General features: G+C 74.6%; 14 protein-coding genes. 11 read left to right on the top strand and 3 right to left on the bottom strand.

Going from position 1 to position 19,058, the window contains the following annotated elements; all coding sequences use genetic code 11:
* The first annotated feature begins 177 nt into the window (after nt 1-177).
* The 5 genes from ABZ261_RS26890 to ABZ261_RS26870 all read left to right on the top strand — a co-directional run bounded on the left by ABZ261_RS26890 (nt 178) and on the right by ABZ261_RS26870 (nt 9,671).
* The gene (locus ABZ261_RS26890; protein ID WP_356863488.1) at nt 178-1,557 is read left to right on the top strand and encodes an ABC transporter substrate-binding protein; all 1,380 of its coding nucleotides are present in this window, start codon (nt 178-180) and stop codon (nt 1,555-1,557) included.
* 70 nt (nt 1,558-1,627) lie between these two features.
* A complete protein-coding gene (locus tag ABZ261_RS26885) occupies nt 1,628-2,908 on the top strand; it encodes a sugar ABC transporter permease (RefSeq protein ID WP_356863486.1) in 1,281 nt (426 codons plus the stop codon).
* Nucleotides 2,905-3,816: a carbohydrate ABC transporter permease gene (locus tag ABZ261_RS26880; RefSeq protein ID WP_356863484.1), complete on the top strand. Its 912-nt coding sequence runs from the start codon at nt 2,905-2,907 to the stop codon at nt 3,814-3,816. The genes ABZ261_RS26885 and ABZ261_RS26880 overlap by 4 nt, the downstream gene beginning before the upstream one ends.
* A gap of 1,439 nt (nt 3,817-5,255) precedes the next feature.
* On the top strand, nt 5,256-7,457 hold the full coding sequence (locus ABZ261_RS26875; RefSeq protein ID WP_356863482.1) for a bifunctional glycosyltransferase family 2 protein/CDP-glycerol:glycerophosphate glycerophosphotransferase: 2,202 nt from the start codon (nt 5,256-5,258) through the stop codon (nt 7,455-7,457).
* A gap of 6 nt (nt 7,458-7,463) precedes the next feature.
* Nucleotides 7,464-9,671: a CDP-glycerol glycerophosphotransferase family protein gene (locus tag ABZ261_RS26870; protein ID WP_356863480.1), complete on the top strand. Its 2,208-nt coding sequence runs from the start codon at nt 7,464-7,466 to the stop codon at nt 9,669-9,671.
* Nucleotides 9,672-9,723: 52 nt separating this feature from the next.
* On the opposite strand, the gene ABZ261_RS26865 is transcribed toward ABZ261_RS26870, so the two are convergent.
* The gene (locus ABZ261_RS26865) at nt 9,724-10,137 is read right to left on the bottom strand and encodes an organic hydroperoxide resistance protein (RefSeq protein ID WP_356863478.1); all 414 of its coding nucleotides are present in this window, start codon (nt 10,135-10,137) and stop codon (nt 9,724-9,726) included.
* A 117-nt stretch (nt 10,138-10,254) separates the two neighbouring features.
* Between ABZ261_RS26865 and ABZ261_RS26860 the strand changes: the two genes are divergently transcribed.
* Entirely contained in the window at nt 10,255-10,719 is a 465-nt protein-coding gene (locus ABZ261_RS26860; RefSeq protein WP_356863477.1) for a MarR family transcriptional regulator, read from the top strand.
* Here the strand turns inward: ABZ261_RS26860 and ABZ261_RS26855 are convergent.
* Nucleotides 10,667-12,187, bottom strand: a complete 1,521-nt coding sequence (locus ABZ261_RS26855; RefSeq protein WP_356863475.1) for a glycosyltransferase family 39 protein — start codon at nt 12,185-12,187, stop codon at nt 10,667-10,669. The two genes, ABZ261_RS26860 and ABZ261_RS26855, sit on opposite strands and share 53 nt — an antisense overlap.
* A 232-nt stretch (nt 12,188-12,419) precedes the next feature.
* On the opposite strand from ABZ261_RS26855, the gene ABZ261_RS26850 reads away from it, so the two are divergent.
* The 3 genes from ABZ261_RS26850 to galE are packed head-to-tail and all read left to right on the top strand — an operon-like array spanning nt 12,420 to nt 16,367.
* Nucleotides 12,420-13,691: a glycosyltransferase 87 family protein gene (locus ABZ261_RS26850; RefSeq protein WP_356863473.1), complete on the top strand. Its 1,272-nt coding sequence runs from the start codon at nt 12,420-12,422 to the stop codon at nt 13,689-13,691.
* A 45-nt stretch (nt 13,692-13,736) separates the two neighbouring features.
* Nucleotides 13,737-15,344, top strand: coding sequence for a glycosyltransferase family 2 protein (locus tag ABZ261_RS26845; protein ID WP_356863471.1), 1,608 nt, complete (start codon nt 13,737-13,739; stop codon nt 15,342-15,344).
* Between the two features lie 42 nt (nt 15,345-15,386).
* The gene (galE, locus tag ABZ261_RS26840) at nt 15,387-16,367 is read left to right on the top strand and encodes a UDP-glucose 4-epimerase GalE (protein WP_356863469.1); all 981 of its coding nucleotides are present in this window, start codon (nt 15,387-15,389) and stop codon (nt 16,365-16,367) included.
* A 57-nt stretch (nt 16,368-16,424) separates the two neighbouring features.
* Here galE and ABZ261_RS26835 read toward each other — a convergent pair whose 3' ends face one another.
* Nucleotides 16,425-17,063 carry a TetR/AcrR family transcriptional regulator gene (locus ABZ261_RS26835; RefSeq protein ID WP_356863467.1) on the bottom strand — a complete coding sequence of 213 codons (639 nt, stop codon included), beginning with the start codon at nt 17,061-17,063 and terminating at the stop codon, nt 16,425-16,427.
* Between the two features lie 202 nt (nt 17,064-17,265).
* Between ABZ261_RS26835 and ABZ261_RS26830 the strand changes: the two genes are divergently transcribed.
* On the top strand, nt 17,266-18,180 hold the full coding sequence (locus tag ABZ261_RS26830) for an ABC transporter permease (RefSeq protein WP_356863465.1): 915 nt from the start codon (nt 17,266-17,268) through the stop codon (nt 18,178-18,180).
* Nucleotides 18,173-19,030, top strand: coding sequence for an ABC transporter ATP-binding protein (locus tag ABZ261_RS26825; protein WP_356863463.1), 858 nt, complete (start codon nt 18,173-18,175; stop codon nt 19,028-19,030). Before ABZ261_RS26830 ends, ABZ261_RS26825 begins: the two co-directional genes overlap by 8 nt.
* Nucleotides 19,031-19,058 lie beyond the last annotated feature (28 nt).

Genomic DNA, 19,058 nt, shown 5'->3' with positions numbered 1-19,058 from the left:
AGGACGCATACACCCCTGGTCACGAGCCGGTCACGATGAGCGGGTCGACACCGCAGGCGCTCTTGCCCACCGGGAGCGGCCCGGCGTAGACCGGACCGCACGGGACGGCGCCCCTCGGCGTTCGGCGAGCCGCTCCCGGACACGGACGTTCAACGGAGAACGACGAACGGGGAAGTGATGCACAGCAACAGCAGTCCCCTCCCGACCCACCGGGCCGTCACCGCTCTCGCCGCACTGCTGGCGGGAGCCCTCGCGCTCACCGCCTGCTCGGGCGGGGACGACGACAAGAAGGGCAGCGGGCGGGAGACCGGCACCGCCGCCGCCTCCACCGTCACCCTGCCGAAGCTGAACGGCGCGACCCTGGAGATCGCCGCCGTCTGGACCGGCCAGGAGCAGAAGAACTTCAAGCAGGCCCTGTCCGAGTTCGAGAAGCGGACGGGCGCCAGGGTCACCTTCGTGCCCGCCCAGGACCCGATCATCAACTTCCTCGGTTCGAAGATCGCGGGCGGCCAGCCGCCGGACGTCGCGCTGCTGCCGCAGCCCGGCGCGATCCGGCAGGCCGTGCAGAAGGGGTGGGCCAAGCCGCTCGGCCCGGAGGCCGTGAAGGAGCTGCGGGAGAACTACTCGCAGGGCTGGCAGGACATCGGCAAGGTCGGCGGCAAGCAGTACGGCGCCTACTACAAGGCCGCGAACAAGTCGCTGATCTGGTACAACGCCAAGGTCTTCGAGGACGCGGGCGCCGAGGAGCCCAAGACCTGGCAGGACCTGCTGACCGCCTCCCAGGCGGTGTACGACTCCGGGGTCACGCCGTTCTCGGTGGCGGGCGCGGACGGCTGGCCGCTGACCGACTGGTTCGAGAACGTCTACCTGTCCCAGGCGGGACCGGAGAAGTACGACCAGCTCGCCCAGCACAAGATCAAGTGGACCGATCCGTCCGTGAAGCGGGCCCTGACGACGCTCGCCCAGATCTGGGGCCGCAAGGAGTATGTGGCGGGCGGCCCGGCCGGCGCGCTGCAGACGGAGTTCACCAACTCGGTCACCCAGACCTTCACCGGCGGCGACCAGCCGAAGTCCGCGATGGTCTACGAGGGCGACTTCGTGCAGGTGAACATCGCCGAGACCAAGGCGAAGGTGGGCACGGACGCCAAGGTGTTCCCGTTCCCGGCCGTCGGCTCGGCCGCGCCCGTGGTCTCCGGCGGCGACGCGGCGGTGATCCTGAAGGACTCCAGGGCGGCCCAGGCGCTGGTGACGTTCCTCGCCTCCCCGGACGCGGCGACGATCCAGGCGAAGCTCGGCGGGTACCTGTCGCCGAACAGGAACGTGCCGGTCTCGGCGTACCCGAACGCCGTGCAGCAGAAGATCGCCAAGGCGCTGGTCGCGTCCGGCGACGACTTCCGTTTCGACATGTCCGACCAGGCCCCGCAGGCCTTCGGCGGCACGCCCGGCAAGGGTGAGTGGAAGGACCTCCAGGACTTCCTGAAGAACCCGAAGGACGTCGCGGGCGCCCAGGCGAGGCTGGAGAAGGACGCGGCGGCCGCGTACGGGAACGGGAGCTGATCCGGCCATGGCGCCGGCAGCGGCGGCCGGGGCCCCACCGCGCCCCGCCGCGCCCCGCGGTCGCAAGAGCGTGACCGGCACCCGGAAGACGGTGGCAGCGCTGTTCCTGCTGCCCGCCCTGGTGCTGCTGGGCGCGCTCGTGGTGTACCCGATCGGGTACTCGGTCGTCCGGAGCTTCTCCGACGCCTCCGGCGACAGTTTCACCGGCTTCGACAACTACCGGGCGCTGTTCACCGACGACGGCATCCGTACGGCGCTGAAGAACAACGTGCTCTGGGTGGTGTTCGCGCCGGCGGTCTCCACCGCGCTCGGCCTGGTCTTCGCGGTGCTCACCGAACGGGTGCGCTGGGGAACGGCGTTCAAGCTGGTCGTCTTCATGCCGATGGCGATCTCGATGCTGGCCGCCGGGATCATCTTCCGGCTGGTGTACGACCAGGACCCGGACAAGGGCGTCGCGAACGCGGTGTGGGTGGGCGTCCACGACACGTTCGCCGAGTCCTCGGCGTTCCCCAAGGCCCACCCCGGCCGCGAGTCGCCGCTGGTGGCCCAGGGCGGTGGCTTCGTCACGGAGACGGCCGTCCACGCCGGGCGGCCGGTCTCCCTGCCGCTGGTCGGGGTCGCCCCCGAGCAGATGCCGGACGGCGCCCGGAAGGCCGCCGCCGCCCCGGCCGAGCCGGGCCGGGTCACCGGCACCGCCTGGCAGGACTTCACCCGCGGCAAGGGCGTCGGAAGGCTCGGCGCGCCGGACCCGTCCGAGCTCGGGTACGCCGGCATGCGGATCGAGGCGGTCAAGGACGGCAAGGTGGTCGCCACCGCGAAGGCGTCCGGCGACGGCACCTTCAGCCTGCCCGCCGCGGCCGACGGGGCCCGGCTGCGGCTGCCCGCGAGCAACTTCCGGGAGCCGTACAACGGCGTCGAGTGGCTCGGCCCGTCCCTGGTGACCCCGGCGATCATCGGGGCGTACGTGTGGATGTGGGCGGGCTTCGCGATGGTGCTGATCGCGGCCGGGCTCGCCGGGGTGCCCCGGGAGCTGCTGGAGGCGGCGCGGGTGGACGGCGCCGGCGAGTGGCAGGTGTTCCGCAGGGTCACCGTGCCGCTGCTGGCGCCCGTCCTGGCGGTGGTCGCCGTCACGCTGATGATCAATGTGCTGAAGGTGTTCGACCTGGTGTTCATCATCGCGCCGGGCTCCTCCCAGGACGACGCGAACGTGCTCGCGCTGGAGCTGTACCGCAAGGGCTTCGCGGAGAGCCAGCCGGGCATCGCCAGCGCCATCGCCGTGTTCCTGCTGCTGCTGGTGATCCCGGTGATGCTGTTCAACATCCGCAGGCTGAGGCGGGAGGTGCGGCGATGACGGCGACCGCCGGCAGCGTGAGGAAAGCGGCGTCCGCCGATCCGCCGGTGCGGGCGCGGCAGTCGCTCGGCGCGAGGATCGCCGAGAGGCTGAGCGGCGGGCTGGTCCGGGCGTTCCTGCTCCTGGTCGGCCTGTTCTGGCTGGTGCCGACGATCGGCCTGCTCGTCTCCTCGCTGCGCGCCCCGGACGACATGAGCGCGAGCGGCTGGTGGACGGTGTTCAGCAAGCCGTCCCAGCTCACCGTGGACAGCTACCGGAGGCTGCTGGAGAACGGCGACATCACCGACTCCCTCCTGAACACCGTGCTGATCACGGTTCCGGCGACCCTGCTGGTCGTCGTGATCGGCGCGCTGGCCGGGTACGCGTTCGCGTGGATGGAGTTCCCGGGCCGGGACTGGTGGTTCCTCGGCGTGGTGAGCCTGCTGGTGGTGCCCGTGCAGGTGGCGCTGATCCCGATCGCCGAACTGTTCGGCGAAATCGGCCTGTTCGGGACGATCCTCGGGGTGATCCTGTTCCACACCGGTTTCGGACTGCCGTTCGCGGTCTTCCTGCTGCGCAACTTCTTCGCGGAGATCCCGCGGGAGCTGCTGGAGGCGGCCCGGCTGGACGGCGCGGGCGAACTGCGCCTGTTCGCGCGGGTGGTGATGCCGCTGGGCGGCCCGGCGATCGCCTCGCTCGGCATCTTCCAATTCCTGTGGGTGTGGAACGACATGCTGGTCGCGCTGGTCTTCACCAAGTCGGGCACCCAGCCGATCACGGTGGCCCTGCAGACGCAGGTACGGCAGTTCGGCAACAACATCGACGTGCTGGCGCCCGGCGCGTTCATCTCGATGGTGATCCCGCTGGCCGTGTTCTTCGCGTTCCAGCGGCAGTTCGTGTCCGGGGTGATGGCGGGCGCGGTCAAGTAGCCGCACAGCACCGGGACGCCGAGGGGGCGGGCCGTCACCGGCCCGCCCCCTCCGCCATGCCGTGCGGACCATGCGCCCGTCACCCCGAGCGCTTCGCCCCTCGGGTCCGTCCCGGCCCCGATCACCGTGACCGACCGCAGCCCGACCCCGCGCGACACCGGCCCCCGCCCCGGACCGGCCGCCGACCGCCCGCCCGCCTGCGGCGCACGGCACCCGCGCGACACCGGCCCACCGCGCCGGAACCGGCCGCCTGAACCCGAAACAGCGGGGCCGACCCGGCCCACGGACGCACCGCACGGCACCCGCGCGACACCGGCCGACCCAACCGGAACCGGCCTGGAGCCGAAACAGCGGAGCCGGCCGGCCCACGGACGCACGGCACGGCACCCGCGCAGGACCGGCCTCCGGCCGGAACCGGCCGCCGGGGGCAGACCCGAAGCGGCGATCGCCGGCCGACCCGGAGAGACGGGTGCCCCGGACGTCCCGGACTCCCGCCCCACCCCGCCCCCGGAGCGCCCCGGCCGGGCATCCGGCCACCGACCCCCGGCCAGTGCACCCCACCGGTGCCACCGGCGCACCCGGCCGCCGGCCTCCTCGCCACCCCCGCCACCGGAGGCGGCGCACGGTGCGGAACGCGGCCCGGCGGCCGGGTGCGCGGAGGCGGGGCGGTGCGACGCGGGGCCGGCTCGACGGACGCACGGCACGGGACCCGCGCAACCCCGGCCCCCTGACCCAGACCGCCCGCCGACCGCCCGCCCGACCCCCTGCGGCGCCCAGAACCCGCGCAACGCCGGTCCACCGGGCCGGCCCCGCCGGGGCCCTGGACCGCGGGGCCGGCCGAGGCGGCCGGCGACCGCCCGTCCTCCCGGACGACGCCGGCGCGCTCACCCCGACCCGCTGCGGGCGGCCGTCGGCCGCCCCGGACAGACGGGTGCCCCCAGCAACGGCTCGGTCGCACCCGGCCGTCCACCGGACACGGCGCACGGACCCGGAACGCGACCCGGCGACCGTGCGGGGCGACGGACGGCCCGCACAGCGGGTTGTACGAACGCCCACGCCGGGCATCCGCCCCCCGACCCCCGACCTGTGCCCCTCCCACCGGTGCCACCGGCGCACCCGGCTGCCCGCCTCCTCACCACCTCCCCCACCGGAGGCGGCGCACGGTGCGGAACGCGGCCCGGCGGCCGGGTGCGCGAAGGCGGGGCGGTGCGACGCGGGGCCGGCCGGGAGGCGCTGGGGGCGGCACCGGGCGGGGCGAGCGGGCCGCCGTGCCGTAACCCGCCGGTCCCCTCCCCGTCACCGGAAGCCGCCGAACGGCGTTGGTCCTACCGGGAGTCCCATGCCCCTCGGCTCGACGCGGCCTGCTCCCGGCCCGGCCGTCCACCCGGGCGTCCGGCGGGGCGGTCCGGCCGCGTCCGCAAGACGACAGAAAGAACGACATGCCCCGCTTCAGCATCATCGTCCCGTCCCACGGGGTCGCCGGCCGGCTGTCCCAGGCACTGGACTCGGTTCTCGGCCAGTCCTTCGGCGACCTGCAGCTGATCCCCGTCTGCGACGGCCCCGACGCCCCGGCCGCGGAGGTGGCCGCCGGGTACGCCGCGCGGGACTCCCGGGTGACCCCGGTCCACTCGCCGCCGTCCGCCGGTCCGGGCGGGGCGCGCAACGCCGGGATGCGGGCGGCGACCGGCGCGTACCTGGTGTTCCTGGACGGCGACGACCTGCTGCTGCCGGGCGCGCTCACCGCCCTGGACGCCCGGCTGACCGAGACCGCCGGCGTGGACGTGCTGTACGCCGAGCACGAGCGCGCCCCCTGGTGGGAGGGCGAGCCCACGAACCCGGCGGCTCCCCTGCTGGCCAGGGCCCCGCAGGGTGCTTTCGCCCCCGCCGACCTGCCGGAGCTGACCGGGGTGCGGCTGCCGGCCTGGAGCGCCGTCTACCGCCGCGACTTCCTCACCGCGCACGGTCTCGTCTTCCCCGAGAGCCACTTCACCGACCTCGGCTGGGGCGGGCTGGTCACCGTCGCCGCCGAGCGGATCGCGGTGCTGCGCCGGACCGTCGTACGGCACCGGCTGCGCCGCCAGGGCAGCCGGCTGCACCTGCCCGGTCCGCACCAGTCCACCCTGCTGGACCAGGTGGAGCGGGTGCTGACCGCGGCGGCCGAGCGGGCACTGCCCGACGAGCGGACCGGGCCGCTGTTCGAGCAGCTGTTCGCGGTGGTGCTGAAGACGGCGTCCCGGCCGGAGCGGCTGCCCGCCGGGCACCGGGCGTTCTTCCGCCGCGCGACCCGCCTCTACCGGCGGCACCGGCCGTCCGGCTACCGGGCGCCGGGCGGCAGCCTGGGGGTGCAGCACCGGCTGCTGGCGGCGGGGGCGTACACCGCCTTCCGGGCGCTGCGCGGCGCCAACCGGGCGGCCGGCGGCGCCGCCGGGCGGCTGCCCCGCCCGCACCTGCTGCGCACCCGGCTGCGCTACGCCCGCGACCTGCGCCGCCCGATCGACCCGCACCTCGCGGTGTACTGCGCCTACTGGGGCCGCGGGTACGCCTGCAACCCGGCGGCGATCCACGCCAAGGCCCGCGAACTCGCCCCGCACATCCGCTCGGTGTTCCTGGTGGAGCCCGGCCGGGAGCACACCGTGCCGGAGGACGTCGAGTACGCGGTGATCGGCTCCCGCCGCTACTGGGAGGTGCTGGCCCGCGCGAAGTACCTGATCAACAACGCCAACTTCGCCGAGGGCGTCGTCAAACGGCCCGGCAGCGTGCACCTGCAGACCCAGCACGGCACCCCGCTGAAGACGATGGGCGTGGACCAGTCGGTGTACCCGGTGGTGGCCGCCCGGTCGGGCAGCTTCACCAAGCTGCTGGGCCGGGTCGACCGCTGGGACTTCAACCTGTCGTCCAACCGCCACTCCACCCAGGTGTGGGAGCGCGCCTTCCCCGGCTCCTACGAGCACCTGGAGTACGGCTATCCCCGCAACGACGTCTACTGCACGGCGACCGCCGAGGACGTGGCCCGGGTCCGGCGGGAGCTGGGCGTGCCCGAGGGCAGGACGGCCGTGCTCTACGCGCCGACCCACCGCGACCACCGCACCGGCTTCGAACCCGGCCTGGACCTGGAGGCGTTCTGCGAGGCCGCCGGCGAGGACGTCGTCGTCCTGCTGCGCGCCCACTACTTCTACGACCGGGGCGGCTCCCGGGGGTCGGGCCGCATCATCGACGTCACCGCGCACCGCTGTGCCGAGGACGTGTGCCTGGCCGCGGACGCGCTGGTCACCGACTACTCGTCGATCATGTTCGACTACGCCAACCTGGACCGGCCGATCGTCGTGTACGCCGACGACTGGGAGGTGTACCGGGAGATCCGGGGCGTCTGCCTCGACCTGATGGCCGAGCCGCCCGGCGTGGTCGCCCGGACCCCCGCGGAACTGGCCGCCGTCTTCCGCGACGGCTCGTACGCCGGCCCTCGGGCCCGGGCGCTGCGGGCCGCGTTCCGGGAGCGGTTCTGCGAGTTCGACGACGGGCGGGCCGCCGAGCGGGTCGTGCGGCGGGTGCTGCTCGGCGAGCCGCCGCAGGCGCTCCCGCCGGTGATCCCGCTCGCGGACCGCACCCCCGCCCCCGCCGCCGCGACCCTCGTGAGGAGCTGACCCGCCGTGCCCCGCTTCAGTGTGATCGTGCCCTGCTACAAGGTGCAGGGCTACCTGCGCGAATGCCTGGACTCGGTGCTCGGGCAGTCCTTCGGCGACCTCGAACTGATCGCCGTGGACGACTGCTCCCCGGACGGCTGCGGCGCGATCCTGGACGAGTACGCCGCGCGCGACCCGCGGGTGAAGGTGCTGCACCTGCCGGAGAACGTGGGCCTCGGCCGGGCCCGCAACGCGGGCGTCCCGCACGCCGGCGGCGACTACCTGTTCTTCCTGGACAGCGACGACACGCTCACCCCGGGCGCGCTGCGGGCCGTCGCCGACCGGCTCGCCGAGTCCGGCGACCCGGACGTGCTGGTCTTCGACTACGCGCGCACCTACTGGTGGGGCGGCGCCCGGCGCAACGTGCTGGCCGGGGTGCTCGCCGAGGCCGGCCCGGACGCCTTCACGGCCGCCGCGTACCCGCGGATCCTGGACCTGCTGATGGTGGTGTGGAACAAGGTCTACCGGCGGGACTTCGTCGCGGAGCACGGCTTCGAGTTCCCGCCCGGCTACTACGAGGACACCCCCTGGACCTTCCCGGTCATGCTCAGCGCCCGCCGGATCGCCGTCCTGGACCGGATCTGCGTGCACTACCGCCAGCGCCGCCAGGGCAACATCCTGTCCACCACCAGCCGCAAGCACTTCGACATCCACGACCAGTACGAGCGGGTCTTCGCCTTCGTCGAGCAGCGGCCGGAGCTGGCGCGGTGGCGGCCGTACCTGCACCGCAAGATGGGCGAGCACTGTCTGGACATCCTCGCCAAGCCGGACCGGCTGCCGCCCGCGGACAAGGCCGAGTTCTTCCGGCGTACGGCGGAGCTGTTCCGCCGGCACCGGCCCGAGGGCGCCCGGGTGGACGGCGAGGTCGCCCTGCTGGAGGGCTCCTGGACCGGGTACCGGCTGCGGCGGCAGGCCGGCCGGGCCGGTCGGGAGGCGGCCCGGCGGGCGGTCCGGGCACGCCGGGCGGCCGGGGCCCGCGCCGGCGCCGGCTGGGCGGCCCTGCACGCCCGCCGGCCGCTCGACCCGCACCTCGTGGTGTACTCGGCGTCCTCCCACCGGGGCCTGCTGGGCGACCCGGCGGCCGTCCACGCGGCGGCCCGCGAGATCGCCCCGCAGCTGCGCGGGGTGTGGGTGGTGCGGGACGCGGAGACGGCCGCGCGGCTGCCGTCCGGGGTGGAGCACGTCGTCGTCGGCTCCCGGCGCTACCTGGAGGTCACCGCGCGGGCGGCGTTCTTCGTCAACGACGTCAACTGGCCCGGCGCCCTGGCCAAGCGCCCGGGCAGCGTGCACATCCACACCCACCAGGGCACCCCGCTGAAGCACCTGGGCGCCGACCTGCGGGACAGACCCGGCGCCCGGCTCGGCTTCGACGTGCCGCAGATGCTGCGGCGCGCCGACCGCTGGGACTACAGCCTGGTCGCCAACCGCCACTCCGAGCTGGTCTGGGAGCGGGCCTACCCCTGCCACTTCACCTCGGTGCGCACCGGCAGCCCGCGCAACGACGTGCTGGTCAACGGGGGCGCCGCCGGCGACTTCCGGGAGCGGCACGGCATCCCCGCGGACCACACGGTGGTGCTGTACGCGCCGACCTGCCGGGACTACCGCCGGGGCGGGTACGTGGAGCGGATCGACCTGGCCCGGTTCGCGGCGGACCTCGGTCAGGGGCACACCCTCGTGGTCCGGCTGCACCCGTCGCTGGCGAACGGCCCGGCCCGCGGGATGGGCCTGACCGAACTGGCGCGGCGCCGCGTGGTGGTCGACGCCACCGACGAGCTGCGCGTGCAGGAGGTGCTGTCCGCGGCGGACGTGCTGGTGACCGACTACTCGTCGGTCATGTTCGACTACGCCAACCTGGACCGGCCGATCGTGGTGCACGCCGACGACTGGCCCGCGTTCCGGGCGAGCCGGGGGGCCTACCTCGACATCACCGCCGAGCCGCCGGGCCATGTCACGCGTTCCTACCGGGAGCTGGCCCGGCTGTTCGCCTCGGGCGCGTGGCGGGACGAGGAGTCGGCGCGGCTGCGCGCGGCGTTCCGGACCCGGTTCTGCGAGTTCGACGACGGGCGGGCCGCCGAACGGGTCGTGCGGACGCTGCTGCTGGGCGAGCCGATGGACGCGGAGCCGGTGCGGATCCCGGGTCAGGCGGGGGCCCGGGACACGCTGACGTCGGCGTAGCTGCGCGGGGGCCGGCCCCGTCCGGGACCGGCCCCCGCGGGTGGCGCAGCGGTCACTCGACGACGAGGTCGACGTCGATGTTGCCGCGGGTGGCGTTGGAGTACGGGCAGACCTGGTGGGCGGCCTCGACGAGCTTGCGGCCCGTCGCCTCGTCCACGGCGGCGGGCAGTTCGATGCGCAGGGTCACCTTCAGGCCGAAGCCCTCGCCCTGCTTGCCTATGCCGACCTCGGCGGTCACCGAGGCGTCGCTGACGTCGACCTTCGCCTGGCGCCCGACCAGGCCGAGGGCGCTGCCGAAGCAGGCGGCGTACCCGGCGGCGAAGAGCTGCTCCGGGTTGGTGCCCTGGCCGTTGCCGCCCAGCTCCACCGGCATGGCCAGCGCGAGGTCGATCCTGCCGTCGGAGGAGACGGCACGGCCCTCGCGGCCGTGGGTGGCGGTGGCGACCGCGGTGTAGAGCGCGTCCATGGGAGACCATCCCTCTCGGTGTGGGTTGCCGGATCCGGGGATCCGCTGCGACCACGAGTCAAGCACACAATTAAGTTGTGCACAACTGAATGGGGTCGCAAGAGCTACCCTGGACCCATGACCGACACCCAGTGGCTGCGCCTGGACCGCCAGATCTGCTTCTCGCTGCACGCGGCCTCCCGCGCCTTCAACGGCGTCTACCGCGTGATCCTCAAGGACCTCGGGCTCACCTACCCGCAGTACCTGGTGATGCTGGTGCTGTGGGAGCAGGGGGACCTCCCCGTCAAGAAGCTCGGCGAGCAGCTGCGGCTCGACTCGGGCACGCTCTCCCCTCTGGTCAAGCGGCTGGAAGCGGCCGGGCTCGTCCGCCGCGAGCGCAGCGCCGAGGACGAGCGGTCGGTGCGGGTCCGGCTCACCGGGGAGGGCGCGGCGCTGCGCGAGCGCGCCCTGGAGGTGCCGCGCCGGATCATGACCGCGACCGGCTTCGGCCTGGAGGAGATCGCCGAGCTGCGCACCCGGCTGGACCGGCTCACCGCCGCTCTGGACGCGGCAGCGCGGGCGGAGACCCCGGCGGCGGGGTAGGGCGGACGTAGAGCCGTACGGCCACACGGCCCCGCACGGTCTCCTCGCCTCCGGCGAACCCCTCCCGGAGCGCGGCGAGCTTGGCCCGCTCGCCGGCTCCGCTCGGCCTCCAGCGCCCGGCCAGCAGCCGCCGGTCCCCCACCACCCACACCCGGTCCAGCCGCGCCAGCCTGCGCCGCAGCTCACCCGGCCCGGCCTCGCGCCCGTACAGCGTCCCCGACTCCGCGGCGCCCTCGGCCAGGGCCACGTCCCGCACCCCCCGGAACGCCCCCGGATAGGTGAGCGCCACGTTCCGCGACTGCGCCGGCAGGAACAGCACGGGGTCACCGGGGCGCACCTCGCGGGCGGCGACGCGGGAGACGGCGGCGAGGTCGTCGGGCCGGCGCGCGGGATCGCGGTCCTCGCGGAGGAGGGGGAACTGGTGCAGGAAGGACAGGGCCACGGCCACCGCGCCGGCGAGCGCGACCCCGGGCGACCGCGCGACCCCGGGCGACCGCGGCGCGGGGCGCCCGGCCCGCCCCGGCCGCAGGCGCCCCACCGCCCCCGCGACCCGCTCGGCCCCCGAGGCCACCAGCAGCGGCGCCCCCGACAGCGCGTACAGCACGTACCGGTCGACGTACAGCGGCGACACCTGCGAGGCCAGCATCAGCACCGCCGGCGGCACCACCGCCAGCGGCAGGGCCACCCCCGCGCACGTCACCTCCCCGCGCCGCCCCGCCACCCCCGCCGCCCCGGCCAGCGCCAGCCCGAGGCAGACCCAGAACACCGCGTCCCGCGGCCCCAGGAACCCGCGCAGCAACGCGCCCGCCGTCTGAGCGGTGGGCGCCCGCAACCAGGCGAGCTGCGCCGCCTGCCCCCGCGAGACCAGCGCCATCGGCAGCAGGGCGACGGCGACCGCCCCGGCCGTGCGCCCCCACGCCCGCCACACCCCTCCCCCGGCACGGGCCAGCGCCAGCGACACCGCGTGCGCGGGCAGCAGCAGGACCGCGAACTCGTGCAGCCAGCAGGTGAGGCCGAGGACCGCGCCGTACGGCCACCAGGCGCCGCCGCCCACGGCCCGCGCGAACAGGAGGGTGGCACCGGTGGCGCCGGCCGCGACCAGGGCGTACGAGCGGCCCTCCTGGGCGTAGTGGCCGGCCATCGGGGCGACGGCGTAGAGCAGGCCCGCCCACAGGCCGACCCGCGGTCTCGCCAGCCGGGCGCCGAGCGCGGCGACCAGTCCCGCCGTGGCGGCCGCCGCGCACACCGACGGCAGCCGGAGGACCACCTCCCCGGGGTGCAGGGCGAGGACGGGGTGCAGGAAGAGGTAGTACAGGCCGTGCACGGCGTCCACCTCGTGCAGCAGCCGCCAGATCTGCGGCACCGTGCGGCGCCCGACCTGGAAGCTGACGGCCTCGTCGCGCCACATGCCGCCGCGGTCGAGCCCCCACACCCCGAGCGCGAGCATCACCAGCACGGGCGCGCCCACGACGGCGGCCCGGCCCCGGCGCGCCCCGCGGCCCGCCGGGGCCCGCGGCGGGGTGCGGTCCGTCGCACCGGTCGGCGCGGCAGGATCCGCTCCGGCCGTCCCACGCGGCTGCGGTTGCACAGGAAGCCCGACGTTCACCATGGCCCGATCTTTTGCGATTAGCCAACATATGAGGGTCATTGACGGCGTATCAGCGGGGATACACCGTCCGTACCGCTTAGGCTCCCATGCGATGAACCGTCCCCGTGTCACCCCCGGCCCGGTCCTCACCCTCGCCGCCTCCTGGGTCTGCACCCGCGCCCTGATGCTGTGGCTGCTCGTGCACGACGGCTCCCGGCTGCTGGGCGGGGGCGCGGTGACCCGAGAGGTGTGGCGGCTGTACGTCCACTGGTACGGCGTGCTCGCGCACGGCTCCTTCCCGGCGCACGACACGCTGTGGCAGTACCCGCCGGGCGCGGGCCCGGTGCTGCTGGCGCCGGGGCTGCTGCCGGGCCTGACGTACTTCCAGGCGTTCGTGGCGCTGACGCTCGCCGTGGACGCGGCGACCGCGGCGGCGCTGGTCCGCACGGGCGCCCGGCCCGGACGGAGCCTGCTCGGCGCGGCCCTGTGGACCGGCGGCCCGCCGCTGCTGCTGCACCTGCCGCTCGCCCGCTACGACGTCCAGGTCACCGCCCTGGCCGTGCTGTCCCTGCTGGCGTCGGCGCGCCGCCCCCGCGCGGGCGGGGCGCTGGCGGCGCTGGGCGCGCTGGTGAAGGTGTGGCCCGCCCTGGTGCTGCTGGGCGCACCGCGCGGGCGCGCCACCCGCAGGGCGTGGAGCTGGGCGGCGGTCTCCGGGGCCGCGGTCCTCGGCCTGCTCGCGGCCCTCTTCGCCCGTCCGCTGTCCTTCCTGCGCGAGCAGGGCGGCCGGGGCGTGCAGATCGAGTCGCTCGGCGGGACGGCGCTCAACCTGGCGCGGCACGCCGGCTGGCCGGGCCGGGCCCGCTACCGCTACGGCGCGATCGAGCTGACCGGTCCGCACGTGCACGCCGTCGCCACGGCCTCGCTAGCGCTGACCGCGGCGGCGTTCGGGCTGCTGCTGCTGTGGCGGGTGCGGGCACGGCGGTGGAGCGAGGCCACGCCGTACGACGCGGCGCTGAGCGCGGTGCTGCTGTTCACGGTCACCAGCCGGGTGATCAGCCCGCAGTACATGATCTGGCTGATCGGGCTGGCCGCCGTGTGCCTGACCTCCCGGCGCACCAGCCAGCGGCTGGTGGCGGTGCTGATCCTGGCGGCGTGCGCGCTGAGCACCGTGGCGTTCCCGATGTGCTACCGCGAGGTGGTCGACGGCACCTGGAGCGGGTGCCTGCTCATGCTGGCGCGCAACGGGCTGCTGGCGGCCGCCGCGGTGCTGTCCTTCGTCCGGCTGTGGCGGGCCGCGCGGCCGCCGGCCGGAAAGCCGGCGCCGGCGACGCAACCCCTGGCCGGTCCCGACCGTCTACTGGATCGGGTGCTCAGCACCTCTTGATGAGGTATTACCGAATGATTCCTTCGCTCCCGGCCTGTGGACTTCATGCATCCAGACTCTCGAGAACCGCACCCGCCCGGGGTCGCCGTCGTCGTCATCGGGTACAACGACCGCGCCCACGTGGGCGATGCCGTGCGCTCGGCGCTGGCCCAGGGGCCCGCCGTCGCCGAGGTCATCGCCGTGGACGACTGCTCCACCGACGGCAGCGCCGAGCTGCTCGCCCGGCTGGCCGAGGGCGAGCCGCGGCTTCGGGTGGTGCGCCGGGACGTGAACAGCGGCGGCTGCGGCAGTCCGCGCAACATGGGCGTCGACGCGGCGGCCGCGCCGTACGTGATGTTCCTGGACAGCGACGACGTGCTGCCGCCCGGTGCGGTGGACGCCCTGCTGACGGCGGCCACGGAGGCGGACGCCGAGGTGGCGAGCGGGCTGTGCGTCCGCCGGGAGCTGCCCTCGGGGCGGGAGCAGCCGTGGCAGCTGGCCCTGTACGCCGAGCGCACCGTGCTGGCGGAGCCCGCCCGGCGCCCCCGCCTGGTCCACGACACGCTGTGCGTGAACAAGCTGTACCGCACCGCCTTCCTGCGGACCCACGGCATCCGCTTCCCCGAGGGCCGCTTCCGTTACGAGGACTTCGTGTTCACGGCGCGCGTGCTGGCCGCGAACCCGCGCATCGCGCTGGTGCCGGACCGGGTGTACGTCTGGCAGGTGCGCAGGTCGGCCGAGCGGCTGTCGATCTCGCTCGACCGGGGCCGCGTCGAGACCTGGACGGCGCGCCTGCGGGCGTGCGCGCTGGCGTACGACGTCCTGCTGGGCGCGGGGCAGAAGGAGCTGGCCCGGGCCGCGCGCGCCAAGTTCCTCGACCACGAGGTGCGCATGTACGCGCGCGAGCTGGGGCTGCGCGACGCGGACTACCGGCGCGCGTGGTGGCGGCAGACCCGCGAGTACCTCGCGCGCTACGACGCGGCCGACTGGGAGCGGCATCCGGGCGCCCCCGGCCGGCTGCTCGGGCGGGTCCTGCTGGCGTCCCCCGAGCCCCGCGACCTGCCCCGGCTGCGCGAACTCGCCGCCCGCCCGGCGCGGCTGCTGCCGCCCTACGCCCGTGGCGCCGACGGCGTCCCGGTCTGGTCCGCCGACCTGCCCGAGGTCTCCCTCGCCCCGCTGCTGACCCGGCCCGTCGCCGCGCTCCCCCTCGCGGTGGACGCGGAGCTGCGGCCCCGCGCGCGGGGCACGGTGCTGCGCCTGCGCCTGCACGAGCTGTACGGGCGGGTGGCCGAGGCCGGTCCGCGCGCGGCGGACGTGGTGTGGCACGCGCGCGACGACGACCGCACCCGCGGGCGCGTCACGGCGGCGCTGGCGCCCTCGGGCGCGGACGCCTGGACGGCCGAGGTGCCCGTCGACCTGGCCGGGCTCGGCTCCGGCACCTGGGACCTGCGCCTGACCCTGCGCTTCGCCGACGGCGCGTGCCGGGAGGTGACGGCGCACGCGCTGACGGGCGCCGGCCGGCTGCGCCGGCGCGCCGTGCCGAGCGTCCGGCACGGCGTCCTGCTGGCGCAGCCGTACGCCACGCACTCCGGTGCGCTGGCACTGCGTCTGGCGAGCGGCGCGCGCGGAGCGGCACGGGTGGCCCGCGGCCGGCTCCGCCGCCTGTTTCACTGAAGACGCGGACCAGACCGAGGAACGACGAGGGGACGGCCGTACATGACCTGGCTGATCACCGGCGGTGCCGGATACATCGGGGCGCACGTCGTCCGGGCGATGACCGAGGCGGGCGAGCGCACCGTCGTCTACGACGACCTGTCCACGGGCCTCGCCGAGCGGGTGCCGGCCGAGGTGCCGCTGGTGCGCGGCTCGACCCTGGACGCCGGCCTGCTCGCCCGCACGCTCGCCGAGCACGCGATCACCGGGGTCGTGCACCTGGCGGCGAAGAAGCAGGTGGGCGAGTCGGTGGACCGCCCGCTCGACTACTACCGGGAGAACGTCGAGGGCCTGCGGGTCCTGCTGGAAGCGGTGACGGCGGCGGAGGTCCCGGCGTTCCTCTTCTCCTCCTCCGCGGCCGTCTACGGCATGCCCGACGTCGACCTGGTCACCGAGGAGACCCCCTGCCGCCCGCTGTCCCCCTACGGTGAGACGAAGCTCGCCGGCGAGTGGCTGGTCCGCGCCACCGGCCGGGCGGCCGGCCTCGCCACGGCCTCGCTGCGCTACTTCAACGTGGCCGGCGCCGCCACCCCCGAACTCGCCGACACCGGCGTGTTCAACCTGATCCCGATGGTCTTCGAACGCCTCACCGAGGGCCTGCCGCCCCGCATCTTCGGCGACGACTACCCGACCCCCGACGGCACGTGCGTGCGCGACTACATCCACGTGGTCGACCTGGCGGAGGCCCATGTCACGGTGGCCCGCGCGCTGCGCTCCTCCCCCGGCGCCGACCTGACCCTGAACATCGGCCGCGGCGAGGGCGTCTCCGTCCGCGAGATGATCGACCGCATCAACGCGGTCACCGGCCACGCGCGCCCCCCGACCGTCACCCCGCGCCGCCCCGGCGACCCCGCCCGCGTCGTCGCCTCGGCCGCGCGCATCGGCACGGAGCTGGGCTGGCAGGCCAAGTACGACGTCCAGGACATGATCGCCTCGGCGTGGGAGGGCTGGGTCCGGCTGCATCCCGGGGCCGCGCGGTCGTAGGGCCGGACACACCCCGCCGGCGCGGGTGGTCGGCGCCCGGCCGCCCCGGCCGGCGGCTCACAACGCCCTGAGCGCCGCCGCCGTGGCCCGTGCCAGCCCGTCCAGGTAGCCCTTGGGGGGCTTCGGGGAGCGGATCACCACCGATCGCCAGTACAGCGGGCCCGAGACGAGGTCGAGGGCCAGGTCGCGGTCGAGGCCCGCGCGCAGTTCGCCCCGCTCCTCCGCCGCCGCCACGATCTTGCTGGCCACCCCCTCCTGGCCGTCCCGCAGCGCCTTCTGGAAGGCCTCGGCCAGGTCGGGGTTGCGGGCGGCCTCGGCCTGCAGGTCGGGGATGATCTGCGAGGCCACCGGATGGCGCAGGGCGCGGGAGGTGACCTCGTAGAGCAGGCGCAGGTCGCCCTCCAGACCGCCCGTGTCGGGGACCGGCAGGCCCGTCACCGCCAGCGCCGAGACCACGTCCAGCACCAGGTGCAGCTTGGAACGCCAGCGCCGGTACACCGCCGTCTTGCCGACGCCCGCCCGCCGCGCGATCCCCTCGATGGACATGCGCGCGTACCCGACGGCCGCCAGCTCCGCGAAGACGGCCGCCCGGATGGCCTCGGTCACGTCCGCCCGCAGCACGGCCGCCCCGGCGGGGGCACGGCGGCGCGGGCGCGCCGGCGGCTCGTCGGCGGACTCGGCGGCGTTCGTCGTCATACCGCACAGCATAGGGCGCAACGACGGAACGGTTGCGTTCCGACGTCCGTTGGGCCTACTCTCCCGTTGCGACGATACGGTCCCGTCCCGACGTGAGAGAACGGGCAGAGAAGCGTGCGGAAACGCCGGACGACGGGACCCGGACACGGCGGTCCGGCGGCAGCCGGACGCACCCCCCTCCCCCCGAGCGAAAGCAGCGGATGTGAGCCAGGTCCTCCACACACCGCCCCCGACCCGGGCACCGGCCGACGACGACCTCGCGGCGCTGGCCGCCCGGCACGGACTGTCGGTCAGCGGCGCCCGCCCCTCCCTGCCGGAGTACGTCCGCAGACTGTGGGCCCGCCGCCACTTCATCGCCGCCTTCGCCACCGCCAAGCTCACCGCCCAGTACAGCCAGGCGAAGCTCGGCCAGGTCTGGCAGGTCATGACCCCGCTGCTGAACGCGGCGGTCTACTACTTCATCTTCGGCGTGCTGCTCGGCACCAAGCACAACGTGCCGGACTACGTGCCCTTCCTGGTGACGGGCGTGTTCATCTGGACGTTCACGCAGAGCTCGATCATGGCGGGCACCCGGGCCATCTCCGGCAACCTCGGCCTGGTGCGCGCCCTGCACTTCCCGCGCGCCGCCCTGCCGATCTCCTTCGCGCTCCAGCAGCTCCAGCAGCTGCTGTTCTCGATGGCCGCACTGGTCGTCATCCTGCTCTGCTTCGGCGTGCCGGTCGCCGCCTCGTGGGCGCTGGCGGTCCCGGCGCTGGTCCTGCAGTTCACGTTCAACGCCGGGGTGTCGATGATCGTGGCCCGGATGGGCGCGAAGACCCCGGACATCGCCCAGCTGATGCCGTTCGTGCTGCGCACGTGGATGTACGTGTCCGGTGTGATGTGGAGCATCGACAAGGTCACCGCGGACGACAGTCTGCCGCGCCTGGTCACCGTCCTGCTGCAGCTCAACCCGGCCGCCGTCTACATCGACCTGATGCGGTTCGCGCTGATCGACAGCTTCCGCGCCGACGCCCTGCCCCCGCACGTGTGGGCGGCGGCCACCGGCTGGGCGCTGCTCGCCGGCGTCGGCGGCTTCATCTACTTCTGGAAGGCTGAGGAGACGTACGGCCGTGGCTGAGCAGACCCCCCGGACCACCGGGAAGATCCCCACCGTCGTCGCCGACCGCGTCGACATCGTCTACCGGGTGAACGGCACCGGCGCGGGCCGCGGCTCGGCCACCGCCGCCCTCCATCGCATCCTGCGCCGCGGGAAGACCGAGAAGGCCGCCGGCGTGCGCCGGGTGCACGCGGTGCGCAACGTGTCGTTCGCCGCGTACAAGGGCGAGGCGATCGGCCTCATCGGCACCAACGGCTCCGGAAAGTCGACCCTGCTGAAGGCGATCGCCGGGCTGCTCCCGGTGGAGAGCGGCCACATCTACACCGACGGCCAGCCCTCCCTGCTCGGCGTCAACGCGGCACTGATGAACGACCTCACGGGTGAACGGAACGTCTTCCTCGGCGGTCTCGCGATGGGCATGTCGCGCGAGCAGATCAAGGAGCGCTACCAGGACATCGTCGACTTCTCGGGCATCAACGAGAAGGGCGACTTCATCACCCTGCCGATGCGCACGTACTCCTCCGGCATGGCCGCCCGGCTGCGCTTCTCCATCGCCGCCGCCAAGGACCACGACGTCCTGCTGATCGACGAGGCGCTGGCCACCGGCGACCGCTCCTTCCAGAAGCGCTCCGAGGAGCGGATCCGCGAGCTGAGGCAGCGGGCGGGCACGGTCTTCCTGGTCAGCCACAACAACAAGTCGATCCGCGACACCTGCGAGCGGGTGCTGTGGCTGGAGCGCGGCGAGCTGCGCATGGACGGGCCGACGGAGGAGGTCATGAAGGAGTACGAGGCCTTCACCGGTGACAAGAAGCCGGCCCCGAAGAAGACCGCAGGCAACCCCGGGGCGCCGAAAGTCCCTCTTCCTTCGTGAGCCCGGCTTTTCCGCCGGTTCTTACGCC

It is taken from the genome of Streptomyces sp. NPDC006193 (assembly GCF_040613915.1).
Classification (GTDB): Bacteria; Actinomycetota; Actinomycetes; order Streptomycetales; family Streptomycetaceae; genus Streptomyces.
The sequence above is the reverse complement of the archived record's forward strand: the minus strand, read 5'-3'. Positions and strand labels throughout refer to the sequence as shown.